Genomic DNA, 23043 nt, shown 5'->3' with positions numbered 1-23043 from the left:
ATTAGACACAATTGTTTATTGAGGCGTTTCATCGGAAATTTTATGTGTGAATTTGTTGTATAAAAATGATATAATCAGCAGCAATACGCCTAATGAGACAAATACAATGGTTTTTGCTATGGTATCTAGGTGGGAAATATCATAGAAAAAGAGTTTTATTAGCGTCAGTCCAAATAAAACTATGGCACCAATACGAAGAGGTTTGTTTCTTTTCCATATACCTAATGCTATAAGGAAAAGGGAATAAACTCCCCACAAAATACTCAAACCAAGTTTATAAGATTGAGAAGACTCAGCCATATCTAGCCAATGAATTAATTCACTACTTACAACCCATAAAATGGTAGTGTGCAACAAAAAATCAAAGGCCCGTTTGTATTTATTTTTTCGATATGATTCTTGAAGGTATTTGTAGATAGTAATCAGAAGTAGTACTACAAACACAAACGACAAATATCTTATTAAAATATGCATGATACTTGTCCTATAATATGGTAATTTAGTTGGATCCAAATAACTCTCCCGTAATTCACTTAGCGCATACAAACCATTGGTTAAAAACACTAATAACACGAAAACAATGAAACCCAAATTAACTAAACCTAAAGACTTGTTTTTCAACCACCTTATATTAACAATCCCAAGCAATGACATAAATAACATAGAATAATTGACAACCCAAACAGTTTCAAATTTGAGTAAATCATAATTCCAATAAGTCATAAGATATTGCTGGTTATCTTCATTAATTTTAAGTAATGAATCTGTAAAAAGTTGCCCCCAATAATTTACAATTTCCATTCTAAAAGCAAAGTAAATGCCCAATAAAAAAATAGCAGGTATACCGAAAGAAACCATTTTTGAAAGTATCTTATTTGACTTCCAAGCTGCATCATATTTTTGATTGAAATGTAACTTTAAAATAAACCCAAAGCCGGCAATAAAACATAAGGATGTTAAAAATTGAATGTTAAGCAAAGGCATCATCCTATCCTCAGGTGTTGAAGGAGTATAGGCATTATAAAACACAATCCAATCATGGATGATACTCAAAAAAGCCAGCAGCATCAAAGGGTAGGACAACTTTTCATAAACCGGCACCTTTTTGGTTCTTCCAATCCAAAATAAAAGAACAGCTTCCCCTATCCAAAGGAAGGTCACCCAATTTCCATCTAATTGAACCGGAATGGCAATGGTGATGAAGACCAAAACCAATCCTACTACCAAATAAAATAAATTCTTATCCCCTAACTTTTGTCTATAAATCACCAGACTTACGAAAAAGTGAACCAATGCGTTACCTAAAGTAAAAAGTCCTAATAATTGCTTTCCTGTTTCATGACCAGAAAGTATCACATAGGCATTTCCATAAAATATAAACGAGTTAAATAGTAATAAGGCAATATCACTTCTTTCAAATTTTTCCTTTTGCAGCAGTTTATAAGCCAAAAAAGTCGCGTAAAAAATGAAGAAAAACAGACTAAGAAAGGTTAAAGCCAATCCAAAATATTCTGAAGTTCTATAATCACTAATAAACCAAGTAAAATAAATAGCCCAAGTAAGACCAAAAGCTACATAGTAAAGTAGCTTCCAATATTTTTTAAAGGCAATGACCAAAATCCCAATATTGATTATGGCCATATAACCAAATAATATTTCTGGCCTACCAGATTCGTTACTCAAAACAAAAGGTACCGCATAAGCACCCACCAGGCCAATATGAGCAATCACTTGCCTATTATAATTTAAGGCAGCCAGCACGGTAAAAATTGTAAATATGACCATAAGCACAAAGGCCAAGGCTTGAGGTATTAACTGATAGAAATTATAGGCAGAGAAGGAAATAAAATAAAAAATGGCCATAGCCCCACTAACAAGTACGGCACTATAGTTTTCATATTTGGTTTTCAGTTTGATTCCAAAGCCCAAAAGGCCCAAACCGGCAAGGTAACCTAAAATGACCCTGGTAAGCGGACTTATCAAATCGTGTTCTATGGAATATTTCACACCAATGAAAACACCAATAACCGTAATGATTATTCCTATTTTATTGATAAGATTTTCGCCTATAAATTTTTCAAGATCTGACTTTACTTTTGCAGTATCTCTTTTTGGTTCAACAGGACGAATACGAGGTTGTATGGATTTTAAAGTATCTGAGGGTGTTTCTTCTTCAATAGAGCTTAAAGAGTCTCTCTTTTGCTTTACCTCATTATCTGTAAATTCCTGCTTTTTTATTTCAGGTTCTTGAACTTCCTCTAGTTGCGAGTTTTGCAGCTTTTCTATAGCGTGCTTTAAATCATCTATTTCCTTAGAAAAACCTCGTTGTTTTTCCACAAGACTATTAAGTCGGTTAAGCAGTTGATTTATTTGATCTTGATGGCTAGTCATTTGGTTAATTAGTATGGAGCTAAATTTGAGGGCAAATTAGCCAATTAGTTATAGCATCTAATTTAACAAATAACGAGGTAATAGAAAACAGATTGTAAGAAAATGTCCCCTGACTTAAGCGCTTCTAATCTTCAGTAACCGAACCCCAATTTTCGCCCGTTTTAATACGATAAAGCTGCATGGTTGATATACCGAATTGTTTGGCTATCATTTTCATACGGGTTCGACGATTTGGATCGTTGATCTTACGCTTAATCAATTTGACTTTATTTTCGGTAAGTTTTGAATAAGTACGTCTTTTAGGTGCGTTAATATATTCTGGATTACTGAATTGATGAACTTCCTTTTCTCGTTTGGTAGCCCATCTCAAGTTAGCTATGCGATTATCTGTTTTGTCATAATTGAGGTGAATCACATAAATACCCTCATCTCGCTTTAAAAAATGCTCTGCTACCAATTTATGGACATATCTACAAGTCCATCTTTTCTTCTCTTTCAAATGAAGACGTAATATTTGATACCCGTTAACAAAGGATACTTTGGGAATAAACTCCTTCTCTTGCTTGCAATTGATAACTCGTCCATAATTTGAAATCTTAAATTTTTCAGTTTCGTGAATTTTATCGTCAAAAACAACCTCTTTCCATTCCTCATTACGGTAATTTCTTATCATTTTAGTTTTATTTAAGTTGTTATTTTAAAACTATCAATTCGTTTAGAGGCCATTTTAGCTAGCTATGGCTATAAATAAGGAGTACAAACCAAATATAGTGATTTTCAATTAATTACAAAACAGAAAAGGTTGTAACTATTTGAAAATGAATATGTAGAATGTAAAAATATGAGTTTTCATTAGATCCAAAGTATCAGGTCAATCCATTCATTTATTCCCACATCTGTTTTCCTTCTGACTTCAGCCTTTATGGGAAGTAAATAAGTATCCCTTTTAGTATCAAACCAAATAGCAGTTTGCCATTCCAGTCCTTTAAGTTGAGCCCTGGCTTTCATTCTTCCCCAACCTTCTTCTTGCCATCTTAAATGTTCACGGATTTCTTTTGAAAGTGAATTAGGTAGTGACACAAAATACCAACCTCCGGTTCCCTCATGTTTCCAGATAGTTTCTGAAAATTGATATCTTATTGTAGTTTCCATTTTAATTTTTGAATTTAATAAAACACCTATTTTAACAGAGGGAACTTAGACTTACTTTGATGCCTGTGTCTCTTTTAGCTCTGGCTTTATTAAATCTTCAATAACCTTAATGCCATTTTCAGGTTTTTTTGAGGTTTCCAAAAATTGAACAAACTCCTTAGAAAATGATTGCCTCCTTAGTTGCCACCATTCTTGAATGCCCTCCAAATAGAAATAAGAAATGATTGTGTTTTTATTACTCACCCATAACCATGGCTCTAGAACTTTCATCTTGTTTTGATAATACAAATTTTCCCAAATTCGGAACATTTGGATGTATAGAAAATTAGAAGTTCTTTTATCTTCCTCGTTCAAGTTGCTCCATGACTTCGTTCCTTTTTCAAATAGTTTTCCTAAATCCCTATCCATAATCAATTGATTTAGGAATTCCCGATTGGAGTTAGCAAAAGAATCGTAAAAATTAGAACGGACTGCCTGGGTGTTCTTTTTAATTTCGATGGCCAGAAAAATAACCGAAATGATAACACCTATGGAAGTCAATAAATTAATGAGCAATTCTAAAGTCATGTCATCGTTTTTAAACCAAGCCTTTAATCACCTCAAAACAAGAGATTTGCAAAATCACCTAATAAAGATAATTAAAAGAAACAGGATATACTATAAACTGATGCATATACAAGGATGTTACAGTGAAAATGGAGTTAATTTTTATATCGGTAATGTCCTATAATCTTAAAATCAAAAAGACAATCCTCCAAAACTTGCCCTTTACCAATATTATGGACAATCAAAGGTCTCTTCCCATCGATCGATGTTTTATCTGCCACTATACCGATATGGGTTATGGCCCCTCCCAAATTCCAACATACAATATCTCCTGGTAAGTAGTCTTCTCCCTTTTGAGATATTGCCAATTCCGTGCCCATCCGATTAAAAAACGTCATCAAATTAGGCACCCTTCTATGATCAATGTTCCTATCAGTTGTTTTTAATCCCCAAAGTTTTGGATATTCATTAAAATGATTTTTCATATCCTCATGAACTTCTTTTTGCAAGTCTACACCCATTTTTCTATATGCCCTAATTATCACATCAGTACAAACCCCTTTATCACTTGGAACATCGCCATTAGGATAATCAATGGAAAAATACCTAGGGTCATAAGTAACCTGCTGTTTGGTTAGTTCTAAGGCACAATCAGATAAGTCCCTACGGTCTGTTTCAGTTTGTGAAAAGCCAAAATTGAATAGAAAAAGGATGGCAATAAGCCAAAGGTTTTTTCTTAAACTTTCTTTTATTAATTGAGCCATTCTATCTAGATATATCTTCATTGCAACTACTTACTTAGCTTTAGAATTCTCCAAGCACCCTGAACTACCAAAACAAATACAATGGTTCCTATAATTAAATCGGGTTTGTTTGAATTTAACCAATGTACCAAAAGACCAGCCACAATTACACCTAGATTGATAATGACATCATTAGATGTAAAAATCATACTCGCCTTCATATGGGCTTCTTCTTTGCTTTTTGATTTTTGTAGAATGTAAAGACATAGACCATTGGCAATAAGCGCTAAAACGGATATAACTATCATGGTTGAAAAATTTGGTAAATGTTCTGCCCCCAAGAAACGCCTCAAAACTTCAACAAAACCAACAACCGCCAAAAACATCTGAAAATATCCGGCCAGTTTGGCAATTTGTTTTTTTCTAACTAAAGATCCTCCTACGGCAAACAAACTAATGCCATAAACAAAACTATCTGCTAACATGTCAAGACTATCTGCCACCAAACCCATTGATTTTGAAACCAGACCTGTGATCATTTCCAAAATGAAAAAAGTAAAATTGATAGCTAGTACTATCCATAGCACCTTTTTTTGATTGGTGTGTTCCTTAATCTCGGTTTGGACAGATGTTTCAGTGGAAAGAAATGTGCTTCCTAAGTTAAGTTCATCTATACTTTTCTCAATAGAATCTATTCCCCCATGGTGGAAAACCGTCAAAATTCTATTTGGAATATCAAATTCCAAATGGACTAAACCAGTCATCCCGTCCAATTTCATGCGGATTAAATTTTCTTCTGAAGGACAATCCATTTTTGATATTTCAAATACGGTTTTGTTCATGGTTTTTAGGTCACATCTAAATTCCAAAATTTATATTCCCACCAAATGCTATTCTAAAAAAAAGGTTGTTTACCATCTTAATTTATTTCATTGGTAATCAACAATAAAATAGAGTTCAAATCTTCCATAAGAGGTTCGTAATGCGCCTTTTCCATGGCCTTCACGGTTAGAATAAACATCAAAATATTATTTTCAAATTTTCGAGAATCCAATAAATCCAGATTGCTTAAGTTAAGCTCGGTTTCTTTTAATCCTAGTTCATCATTTACACCTGTTAATTCAAAAATCGTTCTTAAACTATTACTATCCTCTCTAAAAATATCGAGAACTTTTTCTCTTTGAATTCCAAGTTCATTTTCTTGTTTTGTAACATCCTCTATGGTAGAAATCCAATTAGTCAATTGGATCCTCAAATCTTTGTTTGAAATATCTTTTAAACTTCCAGAATTTATTATTTCATTCAAAAGTGAATTATTGGGATTAAAAGAAATATCAGAAGAAAATGTATTAAACAGCAACTCTGAATATTGCTTTTCAGTTGGTCTCTCATTTTTATCTGATATAAATTCCAAAAGTTGTTTAGCTCCATAAAAATTATTCTTATTGACCTCAATTAGGTTGCCCAATTTAATTTTACTAATCTGGAATTCTGCTTTTAAACCGTTCAAATAAGTTTGTTCTTTTTCTCTCGTAACACGATGTTGATTACTATTGTTAATAGCAAGAGCTATTAAAATCCCTATAACTACCAAAATGATTTCTCCTACCGCATATATTAGGTATTTACTGAATTTATTTTCCTTCAGCATATTTTGCCTGATTTTCCTAAAAAATTTAATCATTTTTATAGTTATCAATTATAAGTTTCATTTTTGAAAACGATGTTACCAAATAAACCATCTGTATCTGAACCTTTATTAATTAGACTTACCCAAAGGAATCCCAACCGAAAAAAACAAACGCAATTTATTAATCCCATTGACATAGGATAAATCCAAATGAACAGGGCCTAAAAAGGAATCATATGATAGAGTCGCCCCCCCAGTAATAAGTAAACCTGAATTTAAATTGGTATGCCAACTTGTAGTTTGACTGGAAAAATTTTCAAAATATTCTTTAAACCCTTCATATCCCAAGGAGGCCAAATGAAAATGTGGTGAAAAATAAATATTTCTGGTTGGCTCCCATTGTAATCCAACAGACCCCATGATTACTTGACTGGCAAAAAGCTCGGTTTCGTACAATCCGGGGAAAGTAAAATTATCGGGGATGGGACTGGGATTATAACCTCCTAGAGAATATTGCGATGATATACCAAAATCGGCATAAGAGATTTCATTGTCGTCCAATTTGTTAATTATAGTAAAATATCCCGATCCTGAAAATAAAAATGCTAAATGCCGGTCCAGATGGATGCGCTTTTCAAAATGGGCTCCAAACTTTGTAAACCCATTGGTTGAACCTTCGCTAATAGTCTCAGAAGAAACGGTACTTTGCAATCTGATATGCCGCCATAAAGAACGTTTTATAAAAGCATTGATAAGAGTTCCTCTTTTAGGAAAAAAAACGCTCTCCATACTATTGGAAAAAAAATGCACCCCAGCTTCCAAGTTATGAAAACCATATTTTCTTAAACCAAAAACATTATCTCCCAAATCGGGATCTGTTTTGGGTCGCAAATAGTCGTATTGATGATTTATCCCAAAACCCACATAGCTTTTAAAGGGAAAGAGGTTTCTATTGAATTGGCTTTGAAACAAAACAACATCGTGATTCACATCATCAGCTCTCCTACCCTCAATGTAAACACTTTCATTAAGCAGCTGTCCCAACAAATCCGTTCGCCACCACCAATTTTTTTGAACTCCAAAAATCTTTTGATGTTGTAACCTTAAGCTAGGTTGTTCTGCAATATCTATAGATACCAAAGATCTAGAAGCTTTGCCAATGATGTTTCTTCCTGTATAATTCATAAGTAAACCCACACCTCTGTATGTATCATAATGTAAAGCTCCTTTTACGGTATGTCTTGAGCGCTCCAATCCTTCCAATTCAATTCCCAAACTATCCTTTTTAACCAACGGATTAAAATAAATGGCATCAAAGAGGTTCGTGCCCATTAATCGGTTGATACCAGAGTTCAAATCATTTACGTTATAGGTCTGTCCTGGCTCAATTCTGATGCGAGCCCGGACCAAATCAAGATTGTCTTTAGAAATATTTTTATAGACGATGGTATCTAAAGTGAATTTTGGAGCTATTTTAGGCAAATTAGGACGAGGTTTGGGATACTTCTTTAAAATTTCGGCTAACTGCTCCAAAGCATCCATATTTTGAATCAAAGCTTCTTTCCCCTCCACATAAATTTCATTGGCCTTTACAAAATCTCCTGTGGAATAGGTTAAGTGTTTTTCATGATTCAATAAAATATCACATAATGCCCTATTCTCTTCTACAATTAAATTACTAGTAAGCATGCTTGTTTGAAAAATAAGCTTAATTGGGTCACTTAATTTATCTCGAGTTAGCATACCGCCTCCTACATCACTACCAATGATAATGTCGGCACCCATGCTTTTTGCTATATCCGTAGGGAAATTGTTTAAAATACCTCCATCAACAAGAAGCGTATTTTCATATCTTACTGGTTTAAAAACTGTTGGAATAGACATACTAGCTCTCATAGCTTGAGCCAGTGATCCGCGATCTAAAATAACTAATTCTCCATTGACAATATCTGTGGCTACAGCACGGTAAGGAATGGGCAAATCATCAAAAGACTCGATTCGGTAAACGGGATAGGTTAATTGAGACAAAAATTCTCGCAGTAGTTGATCATTGAGAATGGCCGGATTGATATTAGGTTTTCCATTCACTAAATTCAATTCGAAAAGATACCTGCCAAACTCACTTTTCTCCTCAACTCCAACACTAGATAATAGGGTTTTCCCCCCTAGCAGCTTTCGCCAATTAGCCTGATGAGCAATTTGAGAGATGCTGTCACCAGAATATCCCATGGCATACAAGCCACCTACAATACTTCCCATACTTGTACCTACAACAAAATCTGGTACAATATTCAAGGAATCTAAAGCTTGAAGCAAAGGGATATGAGCAATACCCTTAGCACCTCCACCACTTAAAACTAGAGCAATTTTAGGTTTCCGGTTTTCAGTTGTTTCAGGCATTTTGAAATCCTGACCCCATATTTGTAGACTGGCGAAAAAAATGCCTAATATGATAAGAGATTTCGGGCCTATTAAAGATTTTATTCCAAGATTCATGAATTGGAAGCTGTTAATGTGAAACTTTTTGATGCTTCAGCCAGTTTACTTATTTGGCTTTCACGCTTGTTTACAATTCAATACTCTCTCCTATATCCAACAGCATCAAATCTTTCCCTTTATCAAAAAATTTTCTTTTGGCCTCTTCGTGGTCTATTTTAATATATCCAAAAGTATCGAAGTGATATCCAAGCACCTTATCGCACTGCACAAAGTCACTGGCAATTATGGCATCGTCCACACCCATTGTGAAATTGTCTCCGATAGGCAAAATGGCCAAATCCAATTGGGTACGCATAGGAATAAGTTTCATATCCATGGTCAGCGCAGTATCTCCAGCAATATAAATATTTTTATGTTCTCCTTCAATCACAAAACCTCCTGGTTGTCCACCATAACTTCCATCTGGAAATGAAGATGTATGATGTGCAATAACATATTTAACCACACCAAATTCAAAATCCCAAGCTCCTCCATGATTCATAGGATGAACCTCAAACCCTTTATTTTCATAATGACTTGCAATCTCAAAGTTTGAAACGATAACGGCATCAGTTTGTTTAGCTATGGTTTCGACATCCAGAATATGATCTTGATGTGCATGGGTTAATAATATGTAATCAGCCTTTAGGCTTGAAATATCGATGTTTGCAGCCGCTTCATTGGCAGAGATAAAAGGATCTACTAAAATTTGGACATCTCCAACTTCTATTCCAAGACTAGCATGACCGTAAAATGTAATTTTCATCAGGTAAGTGTTTAATTGAAGATTGAAAATACAAAAAAACTCAAACAAATCCTTGAATCTGTTTGAGTTTTCAATCCCCAAAATATGAAGTCATTTATACACTTCATTATGTTGATAAAGGACTTACCAACACCCTAATATACGACTTATAAAACTGAAAAACAATATTTTAACTTTTCCCTACAAAAGATGTCCTACAGCCAACAGAACACTTAATAAAAAGGTTGAAAGAGCCAACTTTTTAAGTTCCTGGTCTAACTTAACAGGTTCAATACAGTTGTGTACCTTCTTCATGTGGATAATCAACGGAATATAAGCAATAAAAAAAATAAAATTGTATGGAGAATTATAATATAAAATTCCAAACAAAAAAGAGAGACATATTGCACCACCGACCAAGAACATATGATACCTTTTTGCCTTTTTAAATCCCATTTTTACAGCCATCGTAATTTTGTTGGCTTTTTTATCAGACTCTATATCCCTTAAATTGTTAAGGTTTAAAACCGCAGTACTTAAAAAACCTATAGTGATTGCTGGTAAAATAGTAACGTGGTCTATTTGTTTTGCAAAAAGCACATAAGCACCAATAACACTTAACAATCCAAAGAAGATAAAAACAAAAATATCACCTAGGCCTCTATAACCATAAGCATTACCACCTATGGTATATTTCAAGGCAGCATAAATGGATAACATACCCAAAACCAAAAACAATAAACCCAAAAGGAAATACTTCGAACCAAAAGCCACATAAATGGTAAAAACAGCTAGAAAAATACTGATCAAAATATTAATTCGGATAGCAAAAAACATACTCGTAGGAGTTATTTCACCACTTTGAATGGCTCTTTGCGGTCCTATTCGGTCCATGTTATCAGTTCCCTTCACGCCGTCACCATAATCATTGGCCAGATTAGACAATATTTGGAAACTTAATGTAGTTAATATTGCCATTGTAAATATCCCCCAATGAAAAAGGCCATTATACTCAGCTAAGGAGCCAGCTACAATAATACCTGATACAGATAGAGGTAAAGTTCTTAACCTAAGAGCAGATACCCAGGTTTTAAATGATGCCATAACAATCGATTTGGGTTCCTATGGAATGTATTTTTTATCAAAATTTGGTTTCCGCTTTTCCAAAAAGGCATTTCTTCCTTCAATAGCCTCGTCGGTCATGTATGCCAATCTAGTAGCTTCTCCTGCAAACACTTGTTGGCCTACCATTCCGTCATCTGTTAAGTTCATTGCAAATTTCAACATTTTAATAGACAATGGTGATTTGCCTAGGATTTCCTGAGCCCATTCATAAGCGGTAGCTTCTAATTCATCATGTGGAATAACTGCATTGACCATACCCATTTCATAGGCGTCTTGTGCTGAATAATTTCTTCCTAAAAAGAAAATTTCCCGAGCCTTTTTTTGTCCGACCATTTTCGCCAAATATGCCGAACCATACCCCCCATCAAAACTAGTAACATCAGCATCGGTTTGCTTAAAAATAGCATGTTCTTTACTAGCCAAGGTTAAATCACAAACGACATGCAAACTATGTCCACCTCCAACAGCCCATCCTGGTACCACAGCAATCACCACTTTTGGCATGAAACGTATTAGACGCTGAACCTCCAATATGTTTAAACGATGGTAACCATCTTCTCCAACATAACCTTGATGACCTCTCGCTTTTTGATCACCTCCACTACAAAAACTCCAGATGCCATCTTTAGAGGATGGCCCTTCTGCCGATAGTAAAACAACACCAATGTTAGTATCTTCATTAGCATCATAAAAAGCGTCATAAAGCTCACTTGTTGTCTTAGGTCTAAAGGCATTCCTGACATCTGGTCTGTTAAAGGCAATTCTTGCTACACCACCACATTTTTTATATGTGATGTCTTCGTATTCTTTGGCTATTTTCCAGTCTGCTACACTCATTTTTTTTATTTTAGCCAAAAATAAATGTTTTTACCAATATAGCTCCCTAAGCATGAAAATTTATACATTCTTGACTCTAATTTTAATAGGGTCTTTTTCACTTTATTCCCAAAAATATGAGTTCACACCAATAATCGATCTAGATGCCACGGAAGTGGTTAGTCAAGGCATCACAGGAACCTGTTGGAGCTTTTCCACAACCTCCTTTTTGGAAAGTGAAATCATTAGGAAAACGGGTAAGTTTATTGATCTCTCAGAAATGTACTCAGTTAGGCAAACCTATCCTAAGAAAGCCTGGAATTATTTAATGAGACAAGGCAATGCACAGTTTAGCCAAGGTGGTTTGGCACATGATGTTATTAATAGTGCTCGTGATGCTGGATTGGTTCCGCAAGTAGTTTACACCGGTTTTTTAAACGGTCAAACAAAATACAACCATATTGAACTGGAAGAGGTATTAAAAAATGTATTGGACACCTACATAGAAAATCCAGCTAAAACCTTATCTCCAACTTGGAAAACGGTTGTAGATGGCATTTTGGATGCCTATTTAGGAAAACAAGTGGAGTCCTTTACTTTTGAAGGTTCATCCTACACGCCAAAATCGTTTATGGAAATGGTGCAAATAAACCCTGATGATTACATCAGTTTTACAAGTTTTACTCACCAACCATACAATTCTAAATTTATTCTAAATATTCCAGACAATTTTTCAAATGGCAGCTTTTACAATCTACCTTTAGATGATTTGATGCAAGTAATTACTCATGCCTTAGAAAATGGTTATACAGTTGAGCTAGATTGTGATGTAAGCGAAAAAACCTTTTCTGCCAAACACGGTGTCGCTGTAATTCCTGAAGATGAAAGTATGATCAAAGAGATTCTTACTGAAATTAGATTAGAAAAGGCTATTACCCCAGAATTCCGACAACAGGAATTCGAGAATTTTCACACAACAGATGACCATTTAATGCATATTACAGGTTTAGCCAAAGACCAAAAAGGAAATACTTATTTCAAGGTTAAAAATTCGTGGGGAACTGATGAAAGCCGTGTTACTCATGGTGGTTATGTGTATTTTAGCGAAGCTTATATGAGGTTAAAAGCCATATCCATTTTGATTCATAAAGAAGCCTTACCTAAAGGGATAAAACAAAGATTGAGCATTCAATAGAAACTAATAATTTTTTAAAATTCTCTTAGTGTTAAATTAAACTAGTTTGATTTGTAATTGGAAGATAAATATTACTTTTATAATCCTTTTGATTAACTAGCTAAACTAATATGACCGTTAAAAATAGCGCCTTAAAAAGCGATATTCAAAACAGTTTTAAATTGAGTATTGGAACTGTTTATTTTTTTGAGAATTACTTACTTACTGAAATGGATGAAGGTGCAAATGTCGACCTTATAAATGGCCAAGAATTGATTTACGCAATTCGGGAGCATTTTTCTGATGGCCGACCATATGGTATGATTTGCAACAGAATAAATTCATTCTCCATCAATTTATTAGATCTTGAGAAATTACATAACGCCGCCAACGGATTAGTAGCAAGAGCTATAGTGACTTACTCCAAGCAATCTGAAAAGGCTATAGAACTTGAAAACCACTTTTGTTCATTTCCCAACAAAAAACAGTTTAAATCCTTATTATCTGCTGAAAAATGGGTTCAGGAGCAGCTAAATCTATTTAAATTGACTAATAAAATACCTAGACTAAATAAATTCCATCAGGCTTAATCTCAATCAATCGCTGTTTGTACAATGAGCCGACAGCCTTTTTGAAGCTCTTTTTACTCATTTCCAATAATTCTTTTATTTCTTCTGGATTTGATTTATCGTGAAGTGGTAAAAAACCACTGTTATCATTTAAGACATCCATAACTTTTTGGGCACTTGGTTCAATATTTTTATAACCTATCGGCTGTAATACAATATCCAGTTTATTGTCATTACGTACCTTTTTCACGTAACCCTTTAATCGATCACCAACCTCTACATCACCATATAAATCATCTTTATAAATTAAGCCCGAATGCAAGTTGTTAACCACCACGACCATTCCCAAATCTGTAGGATGGGAAACAATTAAATCTACTTCCTGAAACTTTTCAACTGTTAGTTGGGTATTGTCCAGAAACTTATTGGTTTTGCTTGAAGCTACCAAGCGATCGGTCTTTTCATCGAGATAACAATGAACAAAATAATAATGACCTGCTGTCATTTTAAATACTTGTTCTTTAAAAGGACAAAACAATTCCTTGACCAAACCCCAATCTAAAAAGGCCCCGTATTGATTCACTTGATTACAACGTAAAAGACCAAATTGATTTTTAATGATATATGGTTTATCGGTGGTAGCAACAATTCTCTCTTCGTTATCTAAATAAACAAACACCTCTATTTCATCACCTATTTCAAATGATTGAGGAACATATCGGTTAGGCAAAAGAACTTCATTATCTTCTTGGTCCCCTAAAAACAATCCTGGCTCTGTATCCCTTAATATAGTGAGGGTATTGAATTCTCCTAAGTGTATCATGTGGCAAAGGTATAACGAATTAACTTACCGAAAATAAAAAAGCGCCACAACTTGTGACGCTCGTTTCTTAATTTTATAAACGCTCCCTAATAAATAGAAGCCTTATTAAAATGTTTTACCAATAAATAATAAACTACTGCTCGATATTTATTGCGATTTGAAACACCATATTGTTCCATCACTTTAGCTATTACCTCATCTAATTCTGGTCCATCTTTCAAACCAAGTTTCTTGATTAAAAAATTGGTTTTAACACGTTCAACTTCCGAAGCATCAGACCCAGAAACCGTTGAGGAATCAGCATTGTAGATAGATGGGCCTAAACCTATGGTTACTTTTGTCAAAAGATCCATATCTGCAGTTTCTCCAATTTTATCTTTAATATCGGCTGCATATTTTTCAATTAGTTCATCTCTTTTACTCATTTGATTATTTTTTAGATTGATAATAACTTTAAAATTACATTATTAAAAACCCAAACAAAAAGGAAATGACACTTGTAACATTTATTTAATATACTTGAAGTAATTCAGAAGAATCTCATCGTTTAAAGTTCGAGGTGTAAAAATTTCCAATAGCTTTGTTTTATTTGATTCACTATAGAAACTTTCTAGTTCGTTTTTTAGTTCGGTTTCGTCTTGAGCTGAATGATAATCCAAACCATACATGGCACATAAATGTTGGGCATTTAGTTGATGCTTGGTTTCAAAATAGGTGTCAAAGTTATCAGTATTCTTTTCCCCCGGAAGAATTCTAAAGATACCGCCGCCGCCATTATTAACTACTATAATCCTAAAATGGTTGGGAATGTAATTATTCCAAAGTGCATTACTGTCGTAAAAGAATCCCAAATCACCCGTAATAAAAGTGGTTGGCCTATCATTAGCCACAGAAAAACCAACAGCAGTACTTGTTGACCCATCAATGCCGCTAGTTCCTCTATTGCAATACACATCTATAGTTTCATCCAAATTGAACAATTGGGAATACCTGATTGCCGAACTATTACTAATCTGTAAACTACTTTTCTTTGGTAATTTATTTAATACCCAATTAAAAGCCTTAAAATCAGAAAAAGGGATGTCTTGAAGATAACTATCATGCCTTTCCAAGCGTTTTTTCTTTACTTCCTTCCAAATAGTCCTGTAGTTACTCTTTTTAAAATGTGTCAACTTTGGTAGAAACTCAGAAAAGAAATGATTCGGCGTGGTTTTTAAATGGTTATCTAAACAGAAAAAAGTATCGTTTGCTTGATGCAAATCAATATGCCAATGATGTTTTGGTTGGTAATTTCTTAAAAATGCTTTTATTTTTTTCGACACGATCAGCCCTCCAAAAGTCACCAAAATATCGGGTTGTAACTCTTGAAATTCTGTCTCATCTAAAGGAGCAATAATAGTATCGATACTAGGAAAAAATTCGGGATGATGCAGGTTTGAGGTTGTTTCGGTAAATACCAAAACACTTTGGTCAGAAGCTAATTCTTCAAGCCACTTTTCTTCAATACTATTAGGTTGATTTACACCAACCAAAATCATTTTTTTTGAAGCATTACTCCAATCTTCCAGAAGCCCCTTTAATTCAGATTGGTCTATTCTTTTGGGTTTTGTTTCAAGTTCAACAACCTCAGGTTGTACACTCAATTTCTCCTCGGTTAAATACAAAGGTTCCTCAAACGGAATGTTGATATGAACAGGTCCTTCTAACGATATACTTTTATTAATAGCTATGTTTATTTCATCTACATTCTCTTCATGAATGGCTTGTTTTAGTCCCAATAATCGCTCCAGTTTGCTTTCAATATTTTTGATTATAGCTGGCTCAGTTTCATCCAAATGCTTTGGTTTCTTTTCAGAGCTTACTTTCAAATTAGCAGAATATAAAATATGATTTTCATAGACATTTTCCTGATTGATGGTCTGTCCATCTCCAATTCCTATTAAATAATCGGGCCTATCTGCAGATAAAACTACCAAAGGAATATGACTGTAAAAAGCCTCTGCAACGGCAGGATAATAATTTAATAACGCACTTCCCGACGAACAAACTACAGCTACAGGATGTGTTATTTTTTGGGCAATTCCCATGGCAAAGAAAGCAGCTGAACGCTCATCCACGATACTATAACAAGTAAAAAAAGGATCATTGGTAAAACCAATGGTAAGAGGTGCGTTTCGGCTACCGGGTGAAATAACAATATGTTGAATATTTTTAGCCTTACAAAGTTGAATTACTGTTTGGGCTAAAGGGATTTTGGGATAAATCATGTAATAGAAAAAATAGTCGCACAAAATTACAGAAACTTTGGGGCAAATGGTACAAATAACGCCTAATTATTCATAATTCTTTTTCGATAAAACATTTCATAAATCACCTTGAACACCCTATAAAAGACCCTCATATTATATGGTGTTTACAGAGGTTATCAGTATCTTTACAAGGCTTAATGAAATCCCAAAATGAAGGCATACAAACCTAAAAACAGACTTTCTGCCCAAGAATATATCAATGGTATTTTAAACGGAGATCGCGTCATTCTGTCTCGCGCCATTACCATCATCGAAAGCAGCTTGGAAAGCGACAAAAAGCTAGCAAAAAAAATCATTCAAGGTATTTTGCCTGCTTCCGGAAAATCACTCCGAATTGGGATTACTGGAGTCCCTGGTGTAGGTAAAAGCACCTTCATTGAAGCATTTGGAAAATTCTTGATTAAAAACGGGCATCGGGTTGCCATTTTGAGCATTGACCCAAGTAGCCAACGTTCTAAAGGGAGTATTTTGGGTGATAAAACTCGAATGGAGGAACTTAGCGGGATGGATGAAGCCTATATCAGACCTTCAGCATCTGGAGAAACCTTAGGTGGTGTTGCCAATAAAACAGCAGAAAGCATGTTACTTTGTGAAGCTGCTGGTTATGATATTATTTTAATTGAAACCGTAGGTGTTGGTCAATCGGAAACAGCGGTGCATGGAATGACAGATTTCTTCCTATTATTAATGTTGGCTGGAGCTGGTGATGAACTCCAAGGGATCAAAAAGGGAATCATGGAAATGGCTGACATGGTTGTTATTAATAAGGCCGATGGGGACAATATAAAACAAAGCGATAGAGCCCGAATTCAATACCAAAATGCATTGCATTTATTTCCACCTGCAGCATCTGGATGGACACCCGTGGTAACCAAAGCTTCTGCTTTAAAAGGCATGGGTATTGAAACTATTTGGGAAGAAATCCTCAAATTCAAACAACAGGTGACAGAAAGTGGCTACTTTGAGAAAAACCGAAATCATCAAAAATTGCGCTGGATGTATGATAACATCAATGAAGATCTCAAACAACTCTTCTATGGAAACCCAGAGATTTCAGAACAGTTAATTCAATTGAAAAAAGAAGTTCTAGACTCTCATATATCTCCTGTTGAGGCCGCACAACTTATATTGAATAGCTTCAAAAAATCTTTATAATAAAAAAAACCCGATACTTTTCAGTACCGGGTTTAATTTTTAGGTTTTATTGAAAATTATTCTTGTTCCAAATATTTTTCCATGATGGTAATAGCCGATTTGGCTATCACAGTACCTGGTCCAAAGATGGCAGCAACCTTTCTATCTAGAAGGTATTGGTAATCCTGTTCTGGAATCACCCCACCAGCAAACACCATAATATCTGGTCTTCCCAATCTTTCTAATTCTTCTATCAATTGAGGAATCAATGTCTTGTGACCAGCAGCTAAACTGGAGGCACCAACGAAATGTACGTCATTTTCTATAGCTTGTTTTGCCACTTCTTCTGGTGTTTGAAACAAAGGTCCCATATCGACATCAAATCCCAAGTCAGCAAAACTTGAGGCAACCACTTTAGCACCACGGTCGTGACCATCTTGTCCCATTTTTGCAATCATAACCCTAGGACGACGCCCTTCTATTTCAGCAAAATGATCTGCCAACTTTTGAGCCTGTTCAAACACGCTATCGTTTTTCACTTCTTTTCTATACACACCACTTATTAATTGCGTATCAGCCTTGTGACGTCCAAAATGAACTTCCAAAGCATCAGATATTTCACCTAAAGTAGCGAAATTTTCTGCCGCCTCAACGGCCAATTCCAATAAATTACCCTTACCACTCTCTGCACATGCAGATAAGGCTTTTAATTTGGCATCAACCACATTTTGATCTCTGTTGGCTTTCAGCTTTTTAAGTCGCTCAATTTGTGAATTTCTAACCGCTGAATTGTCAACTTCCAAGATTTCAATCTGTGACTTCTCGTCCGTTTGATATTTGTTCACACCTACCAAGATATCTTGACCAGAATCCAATCTTGCCTGTTTGCGGGCCGCTGCTTCCTCAATTCTCATTTTAGGAACTCCGGTTTCAATAGCTTTGGCCATACCACCCAATTCCTCTACTTCCTCAATAAGCTTCCACGCTTTTTTAGCAATTTCCTTAGTCAAATATTCCACATAATATGAACCGGCCCAAGGATCTACAGATTTAGTAATCTGTGTTTCCTCTTGTATATAAATTTGTGTGTTTCGTGCAATTCTAGCTGAGAAATCAGTAGGCAACGCGATAGCCTCATCCAATGCATTGGTATGTAAAGACTGTGTACCACCCAAACCAGCAGCCATCGCCTCAATACAGGTTCTTGCCACATTGTTGAACGGATCTTGTTCACTCAAACTCCAACCAGAAGTCTGGCTATGCGTTCTCAATGCCATAGATTTTGGATTCTGCGGATTGAACTGCTTAATGATCTTAGCCCAAAGCATTCTGGCCGCCCTCATTTTCGCAATTTCCATAAAATGATTCATCCCTATAGCCCAAAAGAAAGACAATCTAGGCGCAAAATCATCGATTTTTAATCCGGAAGACAATCCCGTACGAATGTATTCCAATCCATCGGCCAACGTATAAGCCAATTCTATATCGGCTGTTGCTCCTGCTTCTTGCATGTGGTATCCACTAATGGAAATGGAATTAAAACGAGGCATATATTTGGTCGTATATTCAAAAATATCCCCAATAATTCTCATAGATGGTTGCGGTGGATAAATGTAAGTGTTACGCACCATAAACTCTTTCAGAATATCATTCTGAATGGTTCCACTTAATTGATCTAAAGCCACCCCTTGCTTTTTAGCCGCTGCTATATAAAAAGCCATCACAGGTAATACAGCTCCATTCATGGTCATGGAAACCGACATTTTATCCAATGGAATCTGGTCAAAAAGCACTTCCATATCCAAAATAGAATCAATGGCTACACCAGCTTTACCTACATCACCAGTCACCCTTGGATGATCTGAATCATACCCACGGTGTGTTGCTAAATCAAAGGCAACAGAAAGTCCCTTTTGACCTGCAGCCAAATTTCTTCTATAGAAAGCATTAGACTCTTCTGCCGTTGAAAAACCAGCATATTGTCTAATGGTCCATGGCCTTGTGGTGTACATTGTGCTATATGGCCCTCTTGTAAACGGAGGTAAACCAGCCGCAAACCCTAAGTGTTCTGCGTCTTCAATATCTGCTTTTGAAAAATGTTTCTTCACAGGAATCCCTTCTGGGGTATTCCAAATATCTTGATCCTCTACTGGAGGTTTATTTGAAGTCTTTACCGTATCTAATGTTAGATTTGAAAAATCTTTTCTCATACTTCTAAAGATTTATAATGTTCTTGAACTTTATTCTGAATGGCTGTTAAGGTTTGAATGACATCCGACTTTATGTGCAAACAACCATCGAGTCCGGCTTCTTTTAATTGGTCGAGTAAATCTACTGGATTTCCAGCCAACAATAAGACCTTTTCAGAATTCTTACTTCGGAAAGTTTCAACAAAGTTTAAGGCACTTTCATGATAATCTGGATCGGAACTGCAAATAACAACAACCTCTGAATCAGATTCTGCACTCGCTTCTGCTGCTGATTGAGCCGTTTCATAACTTTTCTCATCTAAAACTTTAAATCCTGACACCCCTAGAAAATCATAGGAGAAAGCGGCTCTTGCCTTTCTCATGGTTAAATTTCCAAAACTACAAAGCTCAATAACAGGTCTTTTACCAATAGATTCTACCAATAATTCAGTTGCTTTTCTAACAACCTCTATTTCTAGCGATGCTCTTCTCGGTTTTAAAAGTTTTTGGTCTGAAGACGCTCCTGAGGATAAAACTTCTGAAGAAATTGTTTCCATAAGGTTAGGATATTTATTGACTCCTACCAATGGTAACCTTCTTTGGCTAATCCATTTTATTTTTTCTTGTCTTATTTCAGAAATTTGATCCTGAATCAAGCCTTTTTCAAAGGCTTCAAAAAAGCCTCCTTGAGCTTCAACCTCCTTGAATAAAATCAAGGCTTTTTCAGCAATCTTTTGAGTAGCTTCTTCAATATAATAAGATCCGTCAACCGGGTTAGCCACTTTTCCTAAATAGGATTCTTCTTTTAATATGGTGGCAATATTTCCTGCTATACGATTTGAGAATTGTGATGCTTCATTGAATTCTTTATCATAGGGATCCACTAAAACACCATCAACATTACCAAGAATTGCAGACATAGCCTCAGTAGTAGCTCTCAACAAATTGGTATGGGCATCTGTAACCGATTTACTCCAAACTGAAGTTTTAGCCGTTATAAATGGATTAAAATCTGTAACTCCATATTCATTGGCCAGCAAATTTAAAAGACTATGAAAGGCTCTAAACTTAGCTATCTCTATAAAATACTCTGACCCTATCGCCAATTCCACATGTAAGCCTTGAAAAATTTGGTTGGCGTCAACACCTTTTTCCAACAATTTTTCAACAACAAATACCAATGAATTTAATGAATAGGCAACCTCTTGCACTTGGTTGGAACCTGAATCCAAATAAGAAGCCCCAGTAATAGTAAATGCTTTAAAGTTTGGGAAAGCTCCCGTAAGTTTCAATAATTCCACAGAATTGTCAAAAAAAGCTTTATTTAAAGAACCATTTGTGACATAATTTGAAATACCTCTAAAGTCAAAATAACCTTTTAAGTTTTCCTTTTGCTTCAATGTTGAAACTGCATAAATCAAAAAGGATTTGGCAAAGTCTATTTGATCAAATTGAATTAAAAAACTTATGGCAACTTTATTGAGATCGACGCCATTTAAAAGGGCTTCGACCTGAATTTTACCATCAATTTCAAACAACAAACCATTCACCCCTTCATTTATGGCCAGTTTTGCCAACTGGTTCCCTTCTTCTGAAGTGTTTACTTTAATACTTCTAAAGTTAACTAAGTCTTGAGAATTAAGGCCCGTATTTGGCAAACTCTCTATACCATCTTCTGAATTATAAAACGGTTGAAAATTTAGACCGTTAAAATTCTTCCAAATCAATTTATTAAAATCCACACCTTTTAAATCGGTGTCCACTTTATCTTTCCATTCCTGCTTGGAGGTAGGACTGAAATTTGAAAAAAGTGATTTATTCTGAGTACTCATACAAAATGTATTACAATTTACTTTATACTTTAAAATAATGTTAGCCTAAAAAGCTTAGAATAATACCTGCCGCAATGGCTGATCCAATAACTCCAGCCACATTTGGGGCCATAGCATGCATTAGTAAATAATTCTTAGGATCTGCTTTTAAACCTTCAGCATGTACCACCCTTGCACTATCTGGAACAGCAGAAACTCCTGAAGCTCCTATTAAAGGATTTATTTTGTTATCTCCCTTAAGGAACAAATTCATGAATTTAGCAAAAATAAGACCTCCCATAGTGGCTATAACAAAGGAAATAGCTCCCAACCCAAAGATCAACATAGAGTCCTTGGTGATAAAAATATCTGCTTGGGTAGAAGCTCCCACGGTCACACCCAAAAGAATGGTTACGATGTCTATCATTTTGGTCCTTGCAGTCTCTGCTAGACGTTCTGTTCTACCAGATTCCTTCAACAAATTTCCAAAGAACAACATTCCCAATAATGGTAATGAACTTGGTGAGATAAAGGTAGTCAATAATAAGGCAACAACAGGAAAAATCATTTTTTCTTTTTGAGAAACTGCTCTTGGTGGTTTCATTCTAATGAGTCGTTCATTTTTGGTAGTCAACAACTTCATGATTGGAGGTTGAATGACTGGTACCAATGCCATATAAGAATAGGCTGCAATGGCAATAGGACCAATTAGGTTTTTAACCGTTGTCCCATCTGGTAAAAGATTCACACCATTGGCCAATTTAGATGATAAGAAAATCGCTGTTGGACCATCAGCCCCACCAATGATTCCTATCGCTCCTGCCTCGGGTAAATTAAAACCTAAATATAGCGCTCCCAAAAAGGTTCCAAAAACCCCTATTTGCGCCGCAGCCCCCAAAAGCATTAATTTCGGATTGGCAATTAACGATGAGAAATCGGTCATAGCACCTATCCCTAAGAAAATTAAAGGAGGATAAATTCCCTTAACCACCCCAAAGTAAAGGTAATTCAAAACAGATCCTGTTTCATAAATCCCGGTTTGATTCCCTGCAACAAATGGAATATTCCCTATAATCACCCCTACTCCAATCGGAATCAGTAAAAGGGGTTCATAGTCAAATTTAATTCCCAAGTAAATGAAAACAATTCCAATTACGATCATAATGATATTACCCGCTTGGGCATTAGCAAAACCCGTATAACTTAAAAACTGTTTAACACCACTAATTCCTTCTGAAATAAAACTATCCTCCTGCTCGTCCTCTGTTATACTTGTCACAGCAGTAGTTTCCACTGTATTTGAAGCTGAAGTCAACCCCAAAATAGGTCTCATTGAGATGAGAAGGGAGATTACACCTATTATCAATAATATTTTTTTCATTGTGTAGTTTTTTACGCTTAATTAGCC

General features: G+C 35.3%; 20 protein-coding genes. 3 read left to right on the top strand and 17 right to left on the bottom strand.

Translation table 11 applies throughout. The annotated features are described in order from the left end of the window. Nucleotides 1-15 precede the first annotated feature (15 nt). The 11 genes from ZA07_RS15255 to ZA07_RS15205 all read right to left on the bottom strand — a co-directional run bounded on the left by ZA07_RS15255 (nucleotide 16) and on the right by ZA07_RS15205 (nucleotide 11647). On the bottom strand, nucleotides 16-2391 hold the full coding sequence (locus ZA07_RS15255) for a DUF2339 domain-containing protein (protein WP_053972630.1): 2376 nt from the start codon (nucleotides 2389-2391) through the stop codon (nucleotides 16-18). Nucleotides 2392-2515: 124 nt separating this feature from the next. Beyond that, entirely contained in the window at nucleotides 2516-3064 is a 549-nt protein-coding gene (locus ZA07_RS15250) for an HNH endonuclease (RefSeq protein WP_053972629.1), read from the bottom strand. A gap of 179 nt (nucleotides 3065-3243) precedes the next feature. Continuing rightward, nucleotides 3244-3543 (bottom strand): DUF1905 domain-containing protein, encoded by a 300-nt coding sequence (locus tag ZA07_RS15245; RefSeq protein WP_053972628.1) that lies wholly within the window; start codon nucleotides 3541-3543, stop codon nucleotides 3244-3246. Nucleotides 3544-3594: 51 nt separating this feature from the next. Next, nucleotides 3595-4110: a hypothetical protein gene (locus ZA07_RS15240; RefSeq protein ID WP_053972627.1), complete on the bottom strand. Its 516-nt coding sequence runs from the start codon at nucleotides 4108-4110 to the stop codon at nucleotides 3595-3597. Nucleotides 4111-4244: 134 nt separating this feature from the next. Further along, nucleotides 4245-4874: a DUF1287 domain-containing protein gene (locus tag ZA07_RS15235; protein WP_231628695.1), complete on the bottom strand. Its 630-nt coding sequence runs from the start codon at nucleotides 4872-4874 to the stop codon at nucleotides 4245-4247. A 5-nt stretch (nucleotides 4875-4879) separates the two neighbouring features. Then, nucleotides 4880-5674: a cation transporter gene (locus ZA07_RS15230; protein ID WP_053972625.1), complete on the bottom strand. Its 795-nt coding sequence runs from the start codon at nucleotides 5672-5674 to the stop codon at nucleotides 4880-4882. Nucleotides 5675-5751: 77 nt separating this feature from the next. Further along, the gene (locus ZA07_RS15225; protein WP_231628694.1) at nucleotides 5752-6483 is read right to left on the bottom strand and encodes a DUF6090 family protein; all 732 of its coding nucleotides are present in this window, start codon (nucleotides 6481-6483) and stop codon (nucleotides 5752-5754) included. Between the two features lie 108 nt (nucleotides 6484-6591). Then, entirely contained in the window at nucleotides 6592-8958 is a 2367-nt protein-coding gene (locus ZA07_RS15220) for a patatin-like phospholipase family protein (RefSeq protein ID WP_082316634.1), read from the bottom strand. A 70-nt stretch (nucleotides 8959-9028) separates the two neighbouring features. Continuing rightward, nucleotides 9029-9706, bottom strand: coding sequence for a metal-dependent hydrolase (locus ZA07_RS15215; protein WP_053972622.1), 678 nt, complete (start codon nucleotides 9704-9706; stop codon nucleotides 9029-9031). Nucleotides 9707-9886: 180 nt separating this feature from the next. Continuing rightward, entirely contained in the window at nucleotides 9887-10789 is a 903-nt protein-coding gene (gene menA, locus ZA07_RS15210; RefSeq protein ID WP_053972621.1) for a 1,4-dihydroxy-2-naphthoate octaprenyltransferase, read from the bottom strand. 18 nt (nucleotides 10790-10807) lie between these two features. Beyond that, entirely contained in the window at nucleotides 10808-11647 is an 840-nt protein-coding gene (locus tag ZA07_RS15205) for a 1,4-dihydroxy-2-naphthoyl-CoA synthase (protein ID WP_053972620.1), read from the bottom strand. 52 nt (nucleotides 11648-11699) lie between these two features. Here ZA07_RS15205 and ZA07_RS15200 point away from each other — a divergent pair, with 52 nt between their 5' ends. Both ZA07_RS15200 and ZA07_RS15195 read left to right on the top strand, forming a co-directional pair. Continuing rightward, on the top strand, nucleotides 11700-12821 hold the full coding sequence (locus ZA07_RS15200; RefSeq protein ID WP_053972619.1) for a C1 family peptidase: 1122 nt from the start codon (nucleotides 11700-11702) through the stop codon (nucleotides 12819-12821). A gap of 110 nt (nucleotides 12822-12931) precedes the next feature. Further along, nucleotides 12932-13390: a hypothetical protein gene (locus tag ZA07_RS15195; RefSeq protein WP_053972618.1), complete on the top strand. Its 459-nt coding sequence runs from the start codon at nucleotides 12932-12934 to the stop codon at nucleotides 13388-13390. Here ZA07_RS15195 and ZA07_RS15190 read toward each other — a convergent pair. From ZA07_RS15190 to menD, 3 genes are all read right to left on the bottom strand, one after another. Next, nucleotides 13362-14192 (bottom strand): S1 RNA-binding domain-containing protein, encoded by an 831-nt coding sequence (locus ZA07_RS15190; RefSeq protein WP_053972617.1) that lies wholly within the window; start codon nucleotides 14190-14192, stop codon nucleotides 13362-13364. The two genes, ZA07_RS15195 and ZA07_RS15190, sit on opposite strands and share 29 nt — an antisense overlap. 86 nt (nucleotides 14193-14278) lie before the next feature. Next, nucleotides 14279-14617 carry a DUF2853 family protein gene (locus ZA07_RS15185; RefSeq protein ID WP_053972616.1) on the bottom strand — a complete coding sequence of 113 codons (339 nt, stop codon included), beginning with the start codon at nucleotides 14615-14617 and terminating at the stop codon, nucleotides 14279-14281. An 81-nt stretch (nucleotides 14618-14698) separates the two neighbouring features. Continuing rightward, nucleotides 14699-16459, bottom strand: coding sequence for a 2-succinyl-5-enolpyruvyl-6-hydroxy-3-cyclohexene-1-carboxylic-acid synthase (gene menD, locus ZA07_RS15180; protein WP_053972615.1), 1761 nt, complete (start codon nucleotides 16457-16459; stop codon nucleotides 14699-14701). A 192-nt stretch (nucleotides 16460-16651) separates the two neighbouring features. Here menD and meaB point away from each other — a divergent pair, with 192 nt between their 5' ends. Beyond that, complete coding sequence (meaB, locus tag ZA07_RS15175) at nucleotides 16652-17656, top strand: methylmalonyl Co-A mutase-associated GTPase MeaB (protein WP_053972614.1); 1005 nt, start codon at nucleotides 16652-16654, stop codon at nucleotides 17654-17656. A 56-nt stretch (nucleotides 17657-17712) separates the two neighbouring features. Here meaB and scpA read toward each other — a convergent pair whose 3' ends face one another. From scpA to ZA07_RS15160, 3 genes are read right to left on the bottom strand one after another with little or no spacing between them, the layout of a single operon-like run. Next, nucleotides 17713-19845 carry a methylmalonyl-CoA mutase gene (gene scpA / locus ZA07_RS15170; protein WP_053972613.1) on the bottom strand — a complete coding sequence of 711 codons (2133 nt, stop codon included), beginning with the start codon at nucleotides 19843-19845 and terminating at the stop codon, nucleotides 17713-17715. Further along, on the bottom strand, nucleotides 19842-21656 hold the full coding sequence (locus ZA07_RS15165; protein ID WP_053972612.1) for a methylmalonyl-CoA mutase family protein: 1815 nt from the start codon (nucleotides 21654-21656) through the stop codon (nucleotides 19842-19844). The genes scpA and ZA07_RS15165 overlap by 4 nt, the downstream gene beginning before the upstream one ends. 40 nt (nucleotides 21657-21696) lie before the next feature. Continuing rightward, nucleotides 21697-23016 (bottom strand): sodium ion-translocating decarboxylase subunit beta, encoded by a 1320-nt coding sequence (locus ZA07_RS15160; protein WP_053972611.1) that lies wholly within the window; start codon nucleotides 23014-23016, stop codon nucleotides 21697-21699. Nucleotides 23017-23043 lie beyond the last annotated feature (27 nt).

It is taken from the genome of Mangrovimonas sp. ST2L15 (assembly GCF_001280515.1).
GTDB classification, from domain to species: domain Bacteria; phylum Bacteroidota; class Bacteroidia; order Flavobacteriales; family Flavobacteriaceae; genus Mangrovimonas; species Mangrovimonas futianensis.
Note: the sequence above shows the minus strand (reverse complement) of the source record. Positions and strands in the feature narration are given on the sequence as shown.